The sequence below is a fragment of the Prevotella koreensis genome (assembly GCF_003977605.1).
Taxonomy (GTDB): domain Bacteria; phylum Bacteroidota; class Bacteroidia; order Bacteroidales; family Bacteroidaceae; genus Prevotella; species Prevotella koreensis.
On record NZ_RYYU01000001.1, the window covers coordinates 639162 to 655671 of the forward strand.

General features: G+C 38.2%; 11 protein-coding genes and 1 pseudogene. 4 read left to right on the forward strand and 8 right to left on the reverse strand.

Annotated elements, in window-relative coordinates; all coding sequences use genetic code 11:
- The first annotated feature begins 306 nt into the window (after nt 1-306).
- From EHV08_RS02770 to mobC, 3 genes are all read left to right on the forward strand, one after another.
- Nucleotides 307-720, forward strand: coding sequence for a plasmid mobilization protein (locus EHV08_RS02770; protein ID WP_004353762.1), 414 nt, complete (start codon nt 307-309; stop codon nt 718-720).
- The gene (mobB, locus tag EHV08_RS02775; RefSeq protein WP_126677878.1) at nt 717-1997 is read left to right on the forward strand and encodes a conjugal transfer protein MobB; all 1281 of its coding nucleotides are present in this window, start codon (nt 717-719) and stop codon (nt 1995-1997) included. Before EHV08_RS02770 ends, mobB begins: the two co-directional genes overlap by 4 nt.
- 83 nt (nt 1998-2080) lie before the next feature.
- Nucleotides 2081-4087: a conjugal transfer protein MobC gene (gene mobC, locus EHV08_RS02780; protein WP_126677879.1), complete on the forward strand. Its 2007-nt coding sequence runs from the start codon at nt 2081-2083 to the stop codon at nt 4085-4087.
- A 451-nt stretch (nt 4088-4538) separates the two neighbouring features.
- Here mobC and EHV08_RS02790 read toward each other — a convergent pair whose 3' ends face one another.
- From EHV08_RS02790 to EHV08_RS02805, 4 genes are read right to left on the reverse strand one after another with little or no spacing between them, the layout of a single operon-like run.
- On the reverse strand, nt 4539-5591 hold the full coding sequence (locus EHV08_RS02790; RefSeq protein ID WP_148301612.1) for a M12 family metallopeptidase: 1053 nt from the start codon (nt 5589-5591) through the stop codon (nt 4539-4541).
- 39 nt (nt 5592-5630) lie between these two features.
- Nucleotides 5631-5942, reverse strand: a complete 312-nt coding sequence (locus EHV08_RS02795; protein WP_004364918.1) for a hypothetical protein — start codon at nt 5940-5942, stop codon at nt 5631-5633.
- Nucleotides 5939-6574, reverse strand: a complete 636-nt coding sequence (locus EHV08_RS02800) for a hypothetical protein (protein WP_004364917.1) — start codon at nt 6572-6574, stop codon at nt 5939-5941. The genes EHV08_RS02795 and EHV08_RS02800 overlap by 4 nt, the downstream gene beginning before the upstream one ends.
- 1 nt (nt 6575) lies before the next feature.
- Entirely contained in the window at nt 6576-9611 is a 3036-nt protein-coding gene (locus EHV08_RS02805) for an esterase/lipase family protein (RefSeq protein WP_126677880.1), read from the reverse strand.
- A gap of 411 nt (nt 9612-10022) precedes the next feature.
- Between EHV08_RS02805 and EHV08_RS02810 the strand changes: the two are divergent.
- Nucleotides 10023-10316, forward strand: a pseudogene (locus EHV08_RS02810) (conjugal transfer protein TraG); the annotation flags it as partial.
- A gap of 105 nt (nt 10317-10421) precedes the next feature.
- Here EHV08_RS02810 and EHV08_RS02815 read toward each other — a convergent pair.
- The 4 genes from EHV08_RS02815 to EHV08_RS02830 form a co-directional block, all read right to left on the reverse strand.
- A complete protein-coding gene (locus EHV08_RS02815; RefSeq protein WP_004364400.1) occupies nt 10422-10613 on the reverse strand; it encodes a hypothetical protein in 192 nt (63 codons plus the stop codon).
- A 6-nt stretch (nt 10614-10619) separates the two neighbouring features.
- Nucleotides 10620-12680, reverse strand: a complete 2061-nt coding sequence (locus EHV08_RS02820) for a TonB-dependent receptor (protein WP_126677881.1) — start codon at nt 12678-12680, stop codon at nt 10620-10622.
- Nucleotides 12681-13880 (reverse strand): radical SAM/SPASM domain-containing protein, encoded by a 1200-nt coding sequence (locus EHV08_RS02825; RefSeq protein ID WP_238987993.1) that lies wholly within the window; start codon nt 13878-13880, stop codon nt 12681-12683.
- Nucleotides 13881-14313: 433 nt separating this feature from the next.
- The gene (locus EHV08_RS02830) at nt 14314-16506 is read right to left on the reverse strand and encodes a peptidase domain-containing ABC transporter (protein ID WP_004352635.1); all 2193 of its coding nucleotides are present in this window, start codon (nt 16504-16506) and stop codon (nt 14314-14316) included.
- Between the last annotated feature and the right edge of the window lie 4 nt (nt 16507-16510).

Here is a 16510-nt window from a genome sequence, read left to right on the forward strand (position 1 = left end):
GCAAAATAACAAGGTTTTATCCTAAATTTCAACTACCTGTGAAGTACAGGGAGATGCAAGGAAAAAGAGTGAATGTCGCTGATAATGAGATATTTGAAAATCCGCCGTAACTTTGCAGGCGAGAATAATACATGGAGGTAATATCCCGAAGCAGACACCCCAAAAGGGTGGATACTTCAATCGTATCAACTCTTGATATTGGCAAGGTGTGTCTTTGTAACACAAACCGCCGTTTGTACCACAAAGACCCTTGCCCCGAAGGGGAGATGAATTACTCCAAAGTCGTAATTAAAAAACAGAAGGGACATGAATAAGGACACGGAACACGGTTCAGAACGAAAACAAGCGGAAAAGCCCCGTTGGGACAACTGGCATGTACGGTTGCCCAACCCCAAAGACCAGCAACGGGCAATCGATTTGTTTCAGCGTTCGGGTGCAGAAACAAAGTCAGATTTCGTGCGTGGTCGTATTCTTGGAGAGAGTTTCAAGGTGATTACGGTGGATAAATCCGCAGTGGAATATTACCGGAAGCTCTCAGAATTGACGGCACAAATCCATAAGATTGGCGTGCTATATAATCAGACCGTGCGTGCCATCAACAGCTATCATAGCGTAAAGACAGCACAAATCCTACTTGAAAAGTTGGAGGAGTTGTCGGCTCAAATCATTGTCTTGCAAGAACAGGCTATCCGTCTGACCATAGACTACCGCAAGAAATGATTGCCAAGATTTCTGCCACGGAAAACCTTGGAGGGGCACTCGGCTATAACTTCAAAAAGGTGGAGAAAGGGGAAGCAAGCATTCTCCTTGCCGCTGAGTTGTATCAGGACAGAGAGGGACGTTATACGATGGAGGACGTGCTTGCCGACATGGAGGCATTGATACCCAAGAAATGCCGAACGAAGAAGACGGTGTTCCATTGTTCCCTTAACCCGCATCCAGACGAGAAGCTCTCAGATGAAACACTCACGCAGATTGCCAAGGAGTATATGGAGGCACTCGGCTACGGCAAGCAACCCTATATCGTGTTCAAGCACAACGACATCGCCCGTGAGCATATCCACATTGTGTCACTTCGTGTGGATGATGAAGGACGAAAGATCAACGACCGTTTCGAGAAACGGCGGAGCAAGCAAATTACCGATGCTTTGGAAAGAAAATTTGGTCTCATTCCAAGTTCAAAGGTTAGCGGTAAGGTGGAAACAGAAACGCCCAAGGTGGATATTGATAGAGGAAACATCAAGGAGCAGGTGGCAAGCGTTATCCGCATGGTGCTGAAGCATTATAAGTTCTGTTCATTGGGCGAACTGAATGCCATTCTGAACAAATATAACCTTGCCGTAGAAGAAGTGAAGACGGAGTTTCGGGGAAAGAAGTATGACGGACTGGTCTATGTTCCGACAGATGACAAGAACAATAAAGTAAGCACACCCATCCATGCCTCGGACATCGGCCGTGGTGTGGGCTATACTGCCGTGCAGAACAGGATGCAGAAATCAAAACGAGCCATCAAGCCGCTGATACCAACCATAAGGAACAAGGTGTTACAAACAATGCGTACCTCTCCCAATACGGAGAAAGAACTTCGGCAAAGATTGGAGGAACAAGGCTTGCGTGTGGTAATCCGAAAGAATGATAATGGAAGAATTTACGGCATTACCTTTATTGATGACGAGCAGGGTGTTGCACTCAATGGTTCCAGATTGGGCAAGGGATATGCCGCCAATGTATTCAATGGCTATTTTTCCAATCCTGCTCATAACTCATTCTTGGACGAAACGCTGTATGGCAGTCCGTTTGCTCGTTTGGAACAATCGGCAACTGGCCAACCTTTACAATCCAATGCTGAGGAAGGTGACAACCTTGTCAATGAACTAATCGAGGACATGATGGGCGACCCATCCACATCTACGAACAACGATGATTGGAAAGAAGCGGCTTGGCAGCGTAAACTTCGCAGGCAAAGCAAAGTCAATCTCAGACGGAGGAAAAGATAAGTAGGTATTTCAAATTTTGTTTGAACAGTATTCAAACGCAATTCAAATAACGATAATACAACAAATATAAAAGCAATACGATTATGGCACAAGAAGATGATTTAAGGGCATTGGGTAAGGTGATGGACTTTATGCGGGGCATATCAGTGATATTCCTACTTACCAACTGTTATTGGTTCTGCTACGAGGCATTTCAGCAGTGGCATTTTACACTCGGCGTCGTCAACAGAATTCTGATGAATTTCCAACACACGGCGGGCTTGTTCTCGTCCATACTTTGGACGAAACTCTTTTGTGTGGTATTCCTTGCACTGTCCTGTTTGGGGACAAAAGGCGTGAAGGAAGAGAAAATCACGTGGCCGAAGATTTGGACAATACTTTTCTCCGGTTTTGTGCTTTTCTTCCTCAACTGGTGGCTCTTAGCATTGCCGATCGGTAAGGTCGGTGCAGCCTCGCTTTATATCTTCACGCTCTCTGTGGGCTATATCTGTCTGCTGATGGGAGGTGTATGGATGAGCCGTTTACTCAAAAACAACCTGATGGACGATGTGTTCAACACGGAAAATGAAAGCTTCATGCAGGAAACCCGACTGATGGAGAATGAGTATTCTGTCAATCTGCCTACACGTTTTTACTATAAGAAGAAGTGGAACAAAGGTTGGATTAACGTGGTCAATCCATTTCGTGCCTCGATGGTGCTCGGAACTCCGGGTTCTGGCAAGTCTTACGCCATTGTGAACAACTATATCAAGCAGCAGATTGAAAAAGGCTTTGCCATGTATATCTACGACTACAAGTTTCCCGACCTTTCCGAGATTGCTTACAATCATCTGCTTCGGCATTTGGATGCTTATAAGGTGAAACCGCAGTTTTATGTCATCAACTTCGATGATCCGAGAAAGTCGCATCGTTGCAACCCCATTAATCCAGCATTTATGACGGATATATCGGATGCCTATGAGAGTGCCTACACCATCATGCTCAACCTCAACCGTTCGTGGATACAAAAGCAGGGAGACTTCTTTGTGGAGTCACCGATTATCTTGCTGGCAGCCATCATCTGGTTTCTGAAAATCTATGAGAATGGGAAGTATTGCACTTTTCCTCACGCCATAGAGTTTCTGAACAGACCCTATGCACAGATATTTCCGATACTCACTTCCTACGATGAACTAGCCAATTATCTTTCTCCTTTTATGGACGCATGGGAGGGTGGAGCACAGGACCAGTTGCAGGGACAGATCGCCAGTGCCAAGATACCGCTATCACGTATGATTTCTCCTGCACTTTATTGGGTGATGACAGGCGATGATTTCTCGCTTGACATCAATAACCCTAATGAGCCGAAAGTCCTCGTCGTGGGAAACAATCCAGACCGCCAGAATATCTATTCAGCAGCACTCGGACTCTACAACAGCCGTATCGTAAAACTCATCAACAAGAAGAAGCAACTCAAATCTTCAGTTATTATCGACGAGTTACCGACAATCTACTTCCGTGGCTTGGACAATCTGATTGCCACTGCACGAAGTAATAAAGTAGCAGTGTGTCTGGGTTTTCAGGACTTTTCGCAGTTAACCCGTGATTATGGAGACAAAGAAAGCAAGGTGATACAAAACACCGTTGGTAATGTGTTCTCGGGGCAGGTAGTTGGAGAAACAGCCAAAACGCTCTCGGAACGCTTTGGCAAAGTCCTCCAGCAACGTCAATCAATGACTATCAACCGCAACGATAAGTCCACGTCCATATCTACGCAGTTGGACAGTTTGATTCCTGCCAGTAAGATTAGCAACCTTACCCAAGGTATGTTTGTAGGAGCTGTGTCCGACAACTTTGATGAGCGAATTGAGCAGAAGATTTTCCACGCTGAGATTGTGGTGGATAGTGCCAAAGTTTCTGCCGAAATGAAAGCATACCAGCCCATCCCTGTAATCAATATATTCCGAAACGAAAATAGCTCCGATAACCTCAAAGAGGCTATCGAAGCCAATTATAAGAGAATCAAACAGGATATACTTTTCCTCGTTGATTTTGAGATTGAACGAATCAAAAAAGAGCCTCGGTTAAAATATTTATTAAAAGAATTATAGTTCTGATAAATACAGAACATTTTTGTATATGCCATCATTTACTATCCTATCATATGCTGTAGAACAGTTTTATCATCTGCCCAAATAAGAATGGCGCAGATTTCGAAAAGGCTTCAGCAGAGATAAATGTCTCTATATCTATTCCCGAAATCAAGCCTTTCCAAAACGAAGTCGGCTCCGATAACCTCAAAGAGACTATCGAAGCCAACCATCGTGAGCTAAAGAGAGAAAGACTCTCTTGCTCTGTCATAAACAGAAAGAAATATTGTCCTCCATCGCTATGTTATCTAATAAAAGACAATTCCTCTAACATATATTAAATACTATTTTGATATTTCGTTATGTGAATTACTGACCATAATTAGGGGGTGTACTACATATTTCCTCTTACAAATATGGTAACACATAGAGGACAACTAACAAATGTTTTGCAGATAAAGACAAATTTTAATTACCAGTCTACCAACTCTGTACGACCATTTGCAGGAGGAACTCCATAAAGTCCTCTTTGGGCATTTATTTGGTTCTGTAGCTGCAAACGCTCTTCTTCTGTTAGGCGTCTGCCTGATTGATCATACACATCATCTAATTCAACATAGTTGTCTTTTCTTGCTATGTAAGGTAGATAATGAGAATTCAGGAAAGCCTTATCCTGTGTAGAAAGTGTATAATTTATAGCAATACCAAGTCCCGTTTTTGTAGTTATAGTATTTAATCCATTCTTTGAGAAATCTTTTGACGATGCAAGGGTAATGGAGAACATATCAAACATTCCCATAGTAGTGTAGTTGCTCTTTATCTTATCAAAAGCCGACTTGCAATTGTCCTTGACATTGTTAAAATCAATTTTCACGTAATTATCACGATCTGGTCGCTGTTGTTCATTGAACATTCCTGCAGCATTACAGAATGCATGCAAGAAGAATCGCTTTATCTCATTTGCGTCTGCATTCTCAAGAGTTGTTGGGACATTTATATATTGTTCACCACCTACTAAGCCGTAGTTACCGCTTCCTTCTCTACCAGAATCCATTCTGACAGCAATGTTTGGAAGTTTTATGTGATATGGCTCATAGTATTCCGGATCCTCTATAGAGTTATAGAAACGTACATTTGTCTGTTCTTCCATTTCTGCTATAGCAAGAATAGCCCCATCTTTTATCTTTCCAGGGAGCTTAAGGAACTTCACTCTAAGCATTGTCCAATATTGTGCAGGATAAAATCCATATATGCCAATTGCTCTTGTAGAAACTGAAATACGTGGATCGTCAAACAATCCCCAACGTGTTGGAATTGTAGATGCAATGGTTGTTGTCCATGCATCCTTTTGTTGGACGTTACCAAAAGGATTTCCTGTTGATAGTAGCAACTTTTGCTGTTCTGTACTCAATGTTGCAACGTACGCAACATGTTTCTCACTGTGAGTTGTTTCTGTTTGTATAGCATCATCATTAGAGCATGATGCCACAGATAAAGCTAATACTGTTGTCAATAAAGAGTTCATGACAACTTGAACATACCGATTTGTAAACATTTGTAAAAATTATTTATTGTTATTCATTTGCTCAACATTTCGAAGAGCGTTGTTGTAAAGCTCTGATTTTATACCTAAAATTTCTGCATCCTGTTCTGTAAGGTCGAGATAATATCTGCCATTATTATTGCGGATAAGATTAGTCAGGATAGTACTCTTGTCTATTTGGATATTGTATAAATCCATACTGTCCAAAGGCTGTCTATTATGCTCTACACCATTCCCGCCATTAGTTATATCTGAGTAAATATCGTCATGGCAAGCTGTAAAGAAAAACATTAGAGCAAATAACGGAATAAATCTAAAAACACTTTTTTTCATTGTAATTGTACTTTGTTATAGGATAAAACATCAGAAAAATGTCCCTCTAACTTATATGAAATAGGGAATTCATCATTGGAATAGAGATAAATCTCACCGTCTAACTTTTTAGTTCTATTATTAAATTTCTTAAAAATAATAGTGCCATCTATAGATGTTGCTGATGGCAACTTATTATAATCTATAATAATAGCGATACCCCTACTATCATTGTTGTTTTCAGAAACTGGTATATATTTCAAGAAATCTTCAAAGATAGTTCTGTCTTTATCGTACATTAAATTCTTTGATAATTGGTAAGATTTATCCAAATTTGGAAAGACTTCACCTTGAGGGATACGAAAAGCTCCAAACAACCATAATGGTGTTTGACTTTGAATACTTCTAAACATAAATTGGAAAATAAAAATACTATCGTTATAAACACCTAATCTATCACCATTGAACAATGTTGGCTTTATTGGAAGATCAGGGTGGAAAGCATCATATATAGACACATAATCTTTATATGCGACACCATTAACGCTAGCATATCCATACACAGTGATGGTTCCATCTTTATCTTTTGAACAACCTATCAAGCTACACGTAATAAGCAATGTTGTAGAGAAAATTAAAATGTGCTTGAACATATTATTTTATTTTTATAGTTACAGGAATAATTTGTATAAACTTGTCCTCCGGGTTTAGCAATGCTATCGTATAAAGGCATGTATGATCAACCTGCATGTTGTGTGTAATATAGTCCAATTCTTCTTGTGGAAGAACATCTTTAATAGACATTTCCCCTCTTGACACAGGTATTATGTAGGTACTATTAAACGGGCTATATACTTTAGCTTTCGTAGAAGTCCAGATGTCACCTTCATATTCTTTAGACAAAGAAATATCTCTAGTAAGGTATATCTTGCCGTATTTGTATGAATACGTAGTCCCATCTTCTTTGTATATTTTTTTTGCTGCGTCAAGTAACAGCCTATTATTTGATGCGTAAAAAATATCCGTCGCTGTACACTTTACAGATTGAAGTAGAGATTCTTTTCCATTACTGTCTATAATTTTAAGAAATACAACAGCATCTTTGTCTTCTATAGGTATGAATACTGATGGGCTATTGGTATCAATCCATCGTATATCTTTGTTTGGAAATTTTACTCCCCATCTAAATATTAACGATGAATTTATATTATCAATATTGGCTTTGTAGGTTTCATCTATGCATTTTGCTTCAATTTCAAAACCATCTGGTTTATGTTTGGAAGAAAGCAAATAAGTTGGGACTCCTATATATACCAATTTGCTAAACTTCATCCCATTAGTTTCACCAATTACATATACACAACCATTTTTAGATACGGTAAGTATCCCATTTTGATTAATGGTTCCAATTGATGCATCCGACGTACTCCATACAACAGTTCCTTTCGCTCCAGATAAAGTGTACTTTGCTCCAGAATACCCAAAAATAGGCCCTGTAACAGTTTGATTTATGTGGGATAATATCCAATTTTGTGCACTCTGAGAGAAAGACATATGTTGTTTATAGGTGTCATTTGTTTCAAGATAGAAATTGTTACCAAATGCAGTTCGGGTATTATCTATATTAAATGTAAAAGAGCTAGGAGATAATGAAATACCGTTGTATGCCAATGCACTTGATGTGGGGATAAATGGAATATTTATATTTATCCCCCATGAATACCAATAATCAGCAAGAAAAGGAATTGTTCCTCCATCACCTATATCCATCTTTTTAAAATCGAATTTTGAGGATGGATATATATCATACAGCAAAGGACTACTATTAAAGCCTTCATATTTAAATATACTTTTCTTAATAGGGATGGTCCATAAAAAATCCTTTTTTAAAGCAAGTTTGAAATAATTTACTCTCTGTCCTTGTGATTTCCCCGGTAGGCATTCAAATTGAAAGTCAGCCGAGGTCCTTCCTGGTAGAGATGCTAACAATCCAGCAATTACATCTTGCAACCCAATTCCGATAACTAGGCCTGTCAATGGTGAAATCCAATCAGATGTTAATTCTGTTCCAGCGTTGGCATTAAGGTTAATATAATAACTAGGAACTTTAGATGTTGAATAATCGCTATTAGCAATACCAAGCATTTGGAAGTTTTTCCCTTTATCTCCATTAGGAAAGCCAAGTTGCCTGAGTTCCTCCTGCCATTGTACATGTAGAGAGTTATTTAAATGTCCAGCAGCATCAATACTATTACAAAGCATCTGTTGAGCAGCTGTCGAATATGCCAATTTTTCACCTATTTCTAAATAACTCTTTGCAGTTGGTATCTTTTTAATAAGCTTATCTATCAAATTCTTTTCTTGTAGAAATTTTCTTATTCCATAAAAGCCATGCAATAGCCCAATAGGAACATTAGCTCCTAAATGTGGAGCATCATAGCTGACATAAGTCCCCACATGGTGTGGCTTGTTTCTGTTCTCCATTGTTTTTAAAGCATATCTAGCTACAAGTCCACCCATACTGTGGCCTATTAGAAGGCTTGGTTCACTGTTTTGAGCAGACATATTGTTTATAGTTTCTATTATCTTTATTAATGTATAAGCGTTCGCTTGAATATATTCTTCAGGTGTACACCAATCAATATAAACGAAATCATATCCATTATCTGTAATAAATTTAGACCAAGCTCTATAGTAAAAAAGTAAAGACCTCTGGTCGCTTTGAGCGTTATTGCTTGTTTGGGGATTAAACCCTTCAACAAATATAAATGGTTTTGATATTTTCCCGTTCCCAAGCCTTGAAGGGATAATCGTTACATTTGCAGTTGTAGATATTCCTCTATAAGAATCTCCCTGCACTGCAATTTCTATCGGCTGAAGGAATGTTGAAGCCCTAGTATTCTTCTTTATGTCCATTGTGTTACAGACATTTAATGTAGTAGTATAAATGCCTATATACCCATCGTCGGAAGTAATCTTTATTTTTATATTGTGCTGTCCATTCCTAATGTGAGCTTTTATTTTGGATCCCAATACACTCATAAAACCACTTCCGTAATCCAATTCTACATTTTTTATACCTACATTTGCGAGGATTAACTTTTCAGGAAGGTAAAATGTTATATCATTTGTATTAGACGTATTTTGTATTATGCTTCCAGCACCTACCATTTGGGTTTGATAAGCTTTGGGGCTGTAACATTCAACCACACCATTAGTATATGATATATACCCATCTTTTAAAGCATCCTTTTTAATATGTGAATACTGGTAGAATAATACGCACAATCCGATAGTCCCGTCTTTCTGTTGTGAAATATTTTCACTATATGCTTTATCATAACCCTTGTAGGGATTGCCAAAAAGATATGCTGAACGTAATGTTTCTACTAATTTAACATATGTACCCAAATCACATTTCCGTATTATATTCCCATTTTTGTTAGGACTGAAATTAGATAATTGCTCGTATTCCTCTGCATAATCCAAAAGAAAACCAGTTGGCACTATTTTACGATTAATCTTAACGAACATCTTATTCAGTTGTTCTTTGATCGACAAATTATTTTGATACGAGGATTTTTGAGCATTCGCATCAGAAAAATAACTTGCAAATAAAATAACTATAACAAATATATAGGCATATTTATATGCATCTAATTTCACCAGCTTTTTAAGTATCTGTACCATAGAATCTTATTTTAAGTTTTTATTATTTTTAGCATTATTATCTTAGCATCCAAGACCGATTAAAGCCTTATTGTTCCTTTAGCTATCTGAATAAGATATTCTGCCACAAATATATAAATTTATATTGTTTAAAACAAGAAAAACAAGTTTTTTTTCAAAAAAAATGTATTTCCTTAGTATTTTCACTATATTTGCTGTATTATTTACTATATAACTCGTTGGCGGAATTAAATTAAAGGATAAATTAATATGCAAGAAAAGTTGCATATAAAAGATGTTTTGTAACTTAGTAATAACCAACACACTAAGTTCAATAATCCGTATGCACAACTTATATGCGAATTTCGCAAAAATCCTTAATATATGCAATTCTTTTCAAAAGACTTGGTAAACTCGGCCTTAATTCCGCCAACGGGTCAGGGTATGTTTGAAGGTGCAGTATCCGAAAACTTCGATGAACGTATCGACCAAAAGATATTCCATGCAGAGATTGTTGTCGATAGTGCCAGGGTATCAGTAGAAATGAAAGCTTACCAGCCAATCCCGATAATCACAAACTTCGTAAACGAAGATGGCTCCGACAATCTCAAAGAGACCATCGAGGCCAACTATAAATGTGTCAAACAAGATGTGCAGACTTTTGTGAAGAGTGAGATTGAACGTATCAAAGCAGATCCGACATTGACACACCTTATCAAAGAATAATTCTCTAATTTTATGCGTGATATTTAGTTCTTACATATTCTTCAAGATGTTATTGTTTTTTAGAGGAATAAAATTGCAGAAAAACTAACATGTTTTGGTAGAAAGTCACATCAATAAATAATGTAAAATACTTTCACTTTTCAAATCAGGATAAGGTATGATACAAATAACTAATAATAAAACTAAGATGATGACAACTATTATCACTGTTCCCCATCTTAAAAAAGGTGAAGGTATTTCACCTAGAAGACTACGAACCTTTTCAGAGCGTAATTCTATTCCTGTTTCTTTTTTCATTGTGATTTATTTTAAGATTGCACTTTCACTATTTTTATGTTCATAATCAGGTGTTTTGGATGTCTTCTTACCGTAATCAAAACTATAAACAATTTTCAATGTTGCGTACTGGTTGTAACTGCGACTTTGATTCGTTTGTTTGAAGGAATAATATGGTGTTGACAATTCATCCACAATATTATTCTTCATCATGAATAAGTTGTTTGCATTAGCTTCGATAGCCCAATTCCCATGTTTCCACATTGCCGACAGTTGATATTGCCAATAAGTCTTCCTACTAATTTGGCTGTCTATTAAATCACGGGATGGTGTCGCCAAAGATACACTGAAAGAAAAATCCTGAATATAGTAGTTTACCATAGCAGATCCTGAGATTGAGGACAAGTTACGATGTTCAGTCCCTCCCCGCACCAAATGTTCAATCCATTGACTGGATAATTTCATATTGAGTGAACCGGAAGGTTTATAGGTCATAGATATATCAGCACTGGGGCGATGATAGATACAATCATCTCTAAAAGTGCTGATGAGGTGTCCGTCCCGTATGTAGTAATCCGAAATAATTGAATGATTTTGGTAGAAGTATGACACCCCTGTTTGTAAAGCGAATTTATTAAGATTCAATGTATGACTTAATCGTGGGTTTAAAAGAATTGAGTTGTCCATATCCGGGTTACCTTTAAGAATAATGATAGGATCAATCTGTTGTTCGACATTGTTAATAGTATTAATCCTCGGATAAGTATTTCCCAAAGCAAATGTAAATTGAAGTTGCTGTACTTTATCTATCTTATATGCTGCTCTTGTCTGAAGTCTTGGCGTAAGGTGATTAATAGGCTCCATCCCCTTTAAACTATATGTAAGAAAAGATAATCCAGGGTTGATATCAAAGAAAAATCTTCCAAAACGCTGGGAATAGTCAGCAAAAAGGATTGTTTCCGAAGAATGCAAATTTTGATTATATATCGAAGTTCCCGTGTATTCAGAATCACTAATTCTCATGAACTCGAATAAGCTGAAAGCCAATCTGTTCCTATGACTGAACGCCATTGAATAGTTAGCATTCGCTTTGACGTAATAATAATCTTCTTTGACAAGTGAATGAAATGACTCATCATCCTCATTATAAAAACGGTTATAGTCGTTCCGAGAATAATATCCATCAAATACATAATCTAATGACTTCGTATCGGAAAAAGTGTGCAGTCCGTAGAAATAAACACTCGGACGATAAGATTTGTTTCGACTGTCAATATTTAAAATACTGCTATTCTTGATGGATGCGTTTGTGTGCCAATAGTTAATCCTTCCGCCATTGATGTTGTTTCTTTTATCATCCCATGCCATACCACCACGAAGCATCCATATATATTTTCTTCCTCGGTTACTTATCGAAGCTTGCACATATTTTCCCGTTTCCTTATTTCCAGCATTATTGTAATATTGTTGCCTGTTTAACTGATAATCAGGAAATTTAAAAAACTCATTTTCATTCATTGATGATTTGGGATTTTCCAAAGAATATCCTGCCCAAAGATTCAGACTTTTTGTTCCTGTGACAAATTTTGAAATAAGGTTATAGTTACCATAAAGAAACCCTATACCTTGAGACGCATCCAGATGGGTATAGCCACCGTTGTTGATTGGTTTCATTACAATGTTTATAGCGTATGCGTCTTTGGCGTATTTACCGTTCGGTACGTCAAAATATTCCACGCGAGAGATATCCTTCGGTCTCAATGACTGCACCTCCCGGAAATCAGCCTCGCGCCCATCAATGTAGAGAGTGGCAGCACCAGCTGGAGTTGTTACACTGCCAGTCGAACGCTCAACAGATACTCCTGGGACCATAAGATTGTTCAATAGGTCATAACCAGTCACAGCATGTTTACGTTGCTCTTTTGTTGGAATCGCAAGGATATGATCTTTCTCACGTGCGAGATAAAATGCTTTGACAACCACTTCTTCAAGTTCTTTGGTTTGAACCGATGTTTTCGTTGTGTCAGGTTCCTGTGCATATGATACGTTGAAACATAAGCACATAATAATAACAAATAATGTTTTCATCTATTGAATTACTTTATACTTAAAATCAATATATCTTTTGAGCTTATCAATGACACCTTTTCTTTTTGCCTTGCAAAAACTTTCTTGGTTATCTTTTTGATAAATCCTTTTATATGGACAGCCTCCTTCGCATATAGGGAAACAGAAACAATCCTCACAATTAACGTCTGTCAGAGGATCGTTTTCCAATAGATATTTCAATAGCAGTTCATGAGACAACGATACTTCTTTAACTGTCCCTATTGTTTTTTCCTTGATACCAATATCATTCCAGCATTTATAAAGTTCTCCTTCTGGACCAATGACAAAACTTGTAATATGACGCGCACTACATTCTCCAAACAAAGGGCGAGGATATAATGAAATAGGAATATTATGAGTATCATATTGTTCTAACACAAACTTATTGACTTCGTCTGCTTCAAAACAACAGCTATTTGGTTCATCAGAAAAGTCATCTGTGACGTACCCCGGATGGATATTGATGCTGTATTTTCCGTATCTCTCCTTGAGATAACTGTATATACGAGGATATTCTGATTGATTAGACTTGTCAACATTAACTCTAAATCCTATAGAAACCTCAGGATATATAGAAAACAAATCGTCAAGATTATGTACAATTCTTTGGAAACTGTCATTGTTCTGTTTATGAGGTCTACGTTTATTATGAACTTCTTCTAAACCGTCAATTGTCACTTGAATAGTAGAAATTTTCAACTCCTTCAATTTCTGGGATTTTGCTTTATCTAATAGATACGCATTCGTTATCATATGGGCGTTATAGTTGTCAAACATTTCCAATAGTCTGTGTGACATTTTTTCAATATACTCAAATTGAAGTAAAGGTTCTCCACCATACCATGTAACGCGCAAATACTTTGTGTTCTTGAATAATTTAACAAATGATATCGTATCTTCAAGCAAATTGGTCTGAGCTTTTGCAGACAATGGGGTAATACCCGATTCATAGCAATACACGCATTTGAAATTACATGCTGTAGTCGGTGCTATGGTCAATGTTAGATAACTGGTATCCAAACGGGACATTGAGCGTTGTAATTTAATAGAACGATAAATATTAGTATCATCATCAACTAATATCATATTCTTCTTAAGCGTCAGTATTTCTTTCTCCGATAAATCAGAAAAATCACCACCCTTTACTTTGTCTATACAAGATATAAGTGATGTGTCCATTTTCATCAAATTATTCGTGTAGGTGTTGTAAATAAATCTTCCATAAGGAGATTCTAACACGATATTATATTTAGACCAATCCATAGAATAAATTTTAAAGAAGAGGGGACTTTAGAGAGAAAATCCCCTCTTCATTATTAGTTATGCTAGATTTTTACATGTGCAATCTGGTGCACAATTCCATGCATCACAACTCCACCATGGGTTGCAGTAATGCAATTTGTCTTCCAACTCGGTGCCAGCATTTGCATGATTGACACCTCCGAAGATTTGCGCCATTACAGCAGCATTCAAATGATTCTCAAACTGCTTGTTGGAATCATTACGTTCTACGAACGTGAAAAGATTTTTTTTCATTCTTTCCTTTTTTAAATGTTAATAATTATGTTGATTACCTGCCAATAATGATTTACCATTAGTTGGCTATTATTGATTAAGTGCCTAATTCAAGTTGATTCTTCACGAGATTATAGTATATACCACGCTTTATTGTGAGTGCTTCGTGGTTACCGATTTCCACTATCCTGCCTTTATCCAGCACCACTATCTGATCAGCATTCTTCACCGTGCTTAATCGATGTGCCACGATAATTACAGTTTTCCCTTTGTAGAACTCGTCCAGATGTTCCACAATCATGCGTTCATTGTTGGCATCAAGAGAGTTGGTGGCCTCGTCAAGGAAGATATAGTCGGGGCTCTTATACACGGCTCTCGCTATCAAGATACGTTGTTTCTGCCCTTGACTCAAACCTACCCCATCGCGCCCAATCTTTGTGTTGTACTTTAGCGGCAGTCCCATTACATAATCATGAATACAGGCTATTTCGGCAGCTTTCTGCAATCGTTCCTTGTCTATCTCCCCATCATCTACGGCTATATTGCGAGCTATCGACTCAGAGAATATTATACCGTCCTGCATCACCACGCCACATTGTCTGCGCCACCACTTTTTATTAAGCGTGTTTATATCTGTTCCACCAACGGTGATTTGTCCACCCTGCACAGGATAATAGCCCAGCATAAGTTTGATGAGCGTGGTTTTTCCGCTACCCGATGCTCCGACAATGGCTGTTACCTTGCCTTTTGGGATTGTGAGACTTACATTATCTATGATAGTTTTCTGTGCGTGTGGGTCGTATTTGAAGTTTATGGCTTCAAGTTCTATACCTTGATTTCTTTCTTTCACAGCCGTTTCCAATCCCTGCTTTCCGTTCTCATCATCCATACAATGGATTTCATTGATACGCTCCAGACTTATCTTTACGTCCTGCACCGAATAGAAGAACCCCATCAGCTGTTCTACAGGAGAGTTGAGTTGTCCAATGATGTATTGTACGGCAAGCATCATACCAAGTGTAAGCTGTCCATGAATGACGGCTGTTGCTGCTACCACCGTGATGACGATGTTTTTCAGTTCGTTGATAAAGATGCTGCCAGCTTCTTGTGTTTGCTGCAGCTTCAGCGACTTCATCTGTACCCCGAATAGGTCTGCTTGCACATCCTCCCATTCCCAGCGTCTGCGCTGCTCGCAGTCTTGTAGTTTTATCTCCTGCATGGAGGTGATAAACTCGTAAGTCTTGTTGTTGTTGATGGCTTGCTGCTCAAAGAGTTCATAGTCAAGTACCTTTCTGCGCCTAAGAAATAGTGCAAGCCAACCGCCATAGAGCAGACTGCCGAGCATAAAGATCGCAAAAACAAGCCAATTATAGAATAACAGCACAATGCTGAATACCACAAAGGTAAAGAGCGAGAACACAATGCTGAGCGTTTGTTGTGTTAAGAACATGTTTACGCGACTATGATCATTTATGCGTTGCATGAGGTCGCCCATTAACTTGGTATCGAAGAACGACATAGAGAGCTTTAAGAGCTTAATAAAGAAGTCGCTCACCAACGAGATGTTAATGCGCAGTGAGATGTGAAGCAAGAGCCAACGGCGAATAAAGTCAATAGCGGTGCGGCTCACCGTAAGAATCAGTTGCCCAAGAAGTATCAACCAAATAAAACCGATGTTTTGGTTTTTGATGCCCACATCCACTATGGCTTGGGTGAGGAAAGGCAGAATGAGTTGCAAAAGGCAGCCCACTAATAGCCCTAAGACAATCTGCCCGAAGTACCTGCGGTATTGTCTTATGTAGCCAAAGAGGAACTTAAACGAGCGTTCTTCTATTGGCTGCTCGTCTATCTGCCTTTCATAAAATGCAGGTGTGGGCTCTAAGAACATAGCTATTCCTTTCTCCTCACCGCTCGAATGTGTGCTAATCCAATGCTTCTTAAAGTCTTCGATATTGTATTTTACAAGTCCTTTTGCTGGGTCAGCTACATAGAATATTTTGCCTTTTTTTACTTTATACAGCACCACAAAATGGTTCTGATTCCAGTGGAGGATGCAGGGGAGAGGTGAATCGCTTAATTTAGTAATTTTAATATTTCCCGCGATTGTTTTTATACCCAAATTTTCTGCAGCCTCTCCGATTCCTTTCAGGGAGACACCCTCTGTGGTCACAAAGCATATCTTGGATAAAAAAAACATAGGTATTGTTTTTCCATAATGCTTACTAATCATACACAAGCAAGCAATACCACATTGCATAGAATCTTTTTGATAGGAAAAAGGAAAAGCCATATTA

Coding starts and splice junctions, on each gene's coding strand:
- EHV08_RS02770 (WP_004353762.1), top strand. CDS start 307: ATGAATAAGGACACGGAACACGGTTCAGAACGAAAACAAGCGGAAAAG.
- mobB (WP_126677878.1), top strand. CDS start 717: ATGATTGCCAAGATTTCTGCCACGGAAAACCTTGGAGGGGCACTCGGC.
- mobC (WP_126677879.1), top strand. CDS start 2,081: ATGGCACAAGAAGATGATTTAAGGGCATTGGGTAAGGTGATGGACTTT.
- EHV08_RS02790 (WP_148301612.1), bottom strand. CDS start 5,591: ATGAACTCTTTATTGACAACAGTATTAGCTTTATCTGTGGCATCATGC.
- EHV08_RS02795 (WP_004364918.1), bottom strand. CDS start 5,942: ATGAAAAAAAGTGTTTTTAGATTTATTCCGTTATTTGCTCTAATGTTT.
- EHV08_RS02800 (WP_004364917.1), bottom strand. CDS start 6,574: ATGTTCAAGCACATTTTAATTTTCTCTACAACATTGCTTATTACGTGT.
- EHV08_RS02805 (WP_126677880.1), bottom strand. CDS start 9,611: ATGGTACAGATACTTAAAAAGCTGGTGAAATTAGATGCATATAAATAT.
- EHV08_RS02815 (WP_004364400.1), bottom strand. CDS start 10,613: ATGAAAAAAGAAACAGGAATAGAATTACGCTCTGAAAAGGTTCGTAGT.
- EHV08_RS02820 (WP_126677881.1), bottom strand. CDS start 12,680: ATGAAAACATTATTTGTTATTATTATGTGCTTATGTTTCAACGTATCA.
- EHV08_RS02825 (WP_238987993.1), bottom strand. CDS start 13,880: ATGGACACATCACTTATATCTTGTATAGACAAAGTAAAGGGTGGTGAT.
- EHV08_RS02830 (WP_004352635.1), bottom strand. CDS start 16,506: ATGGCTTTTCCTTTTTCCTATCAAAAAGATTCTATGCAATGTGGTATT.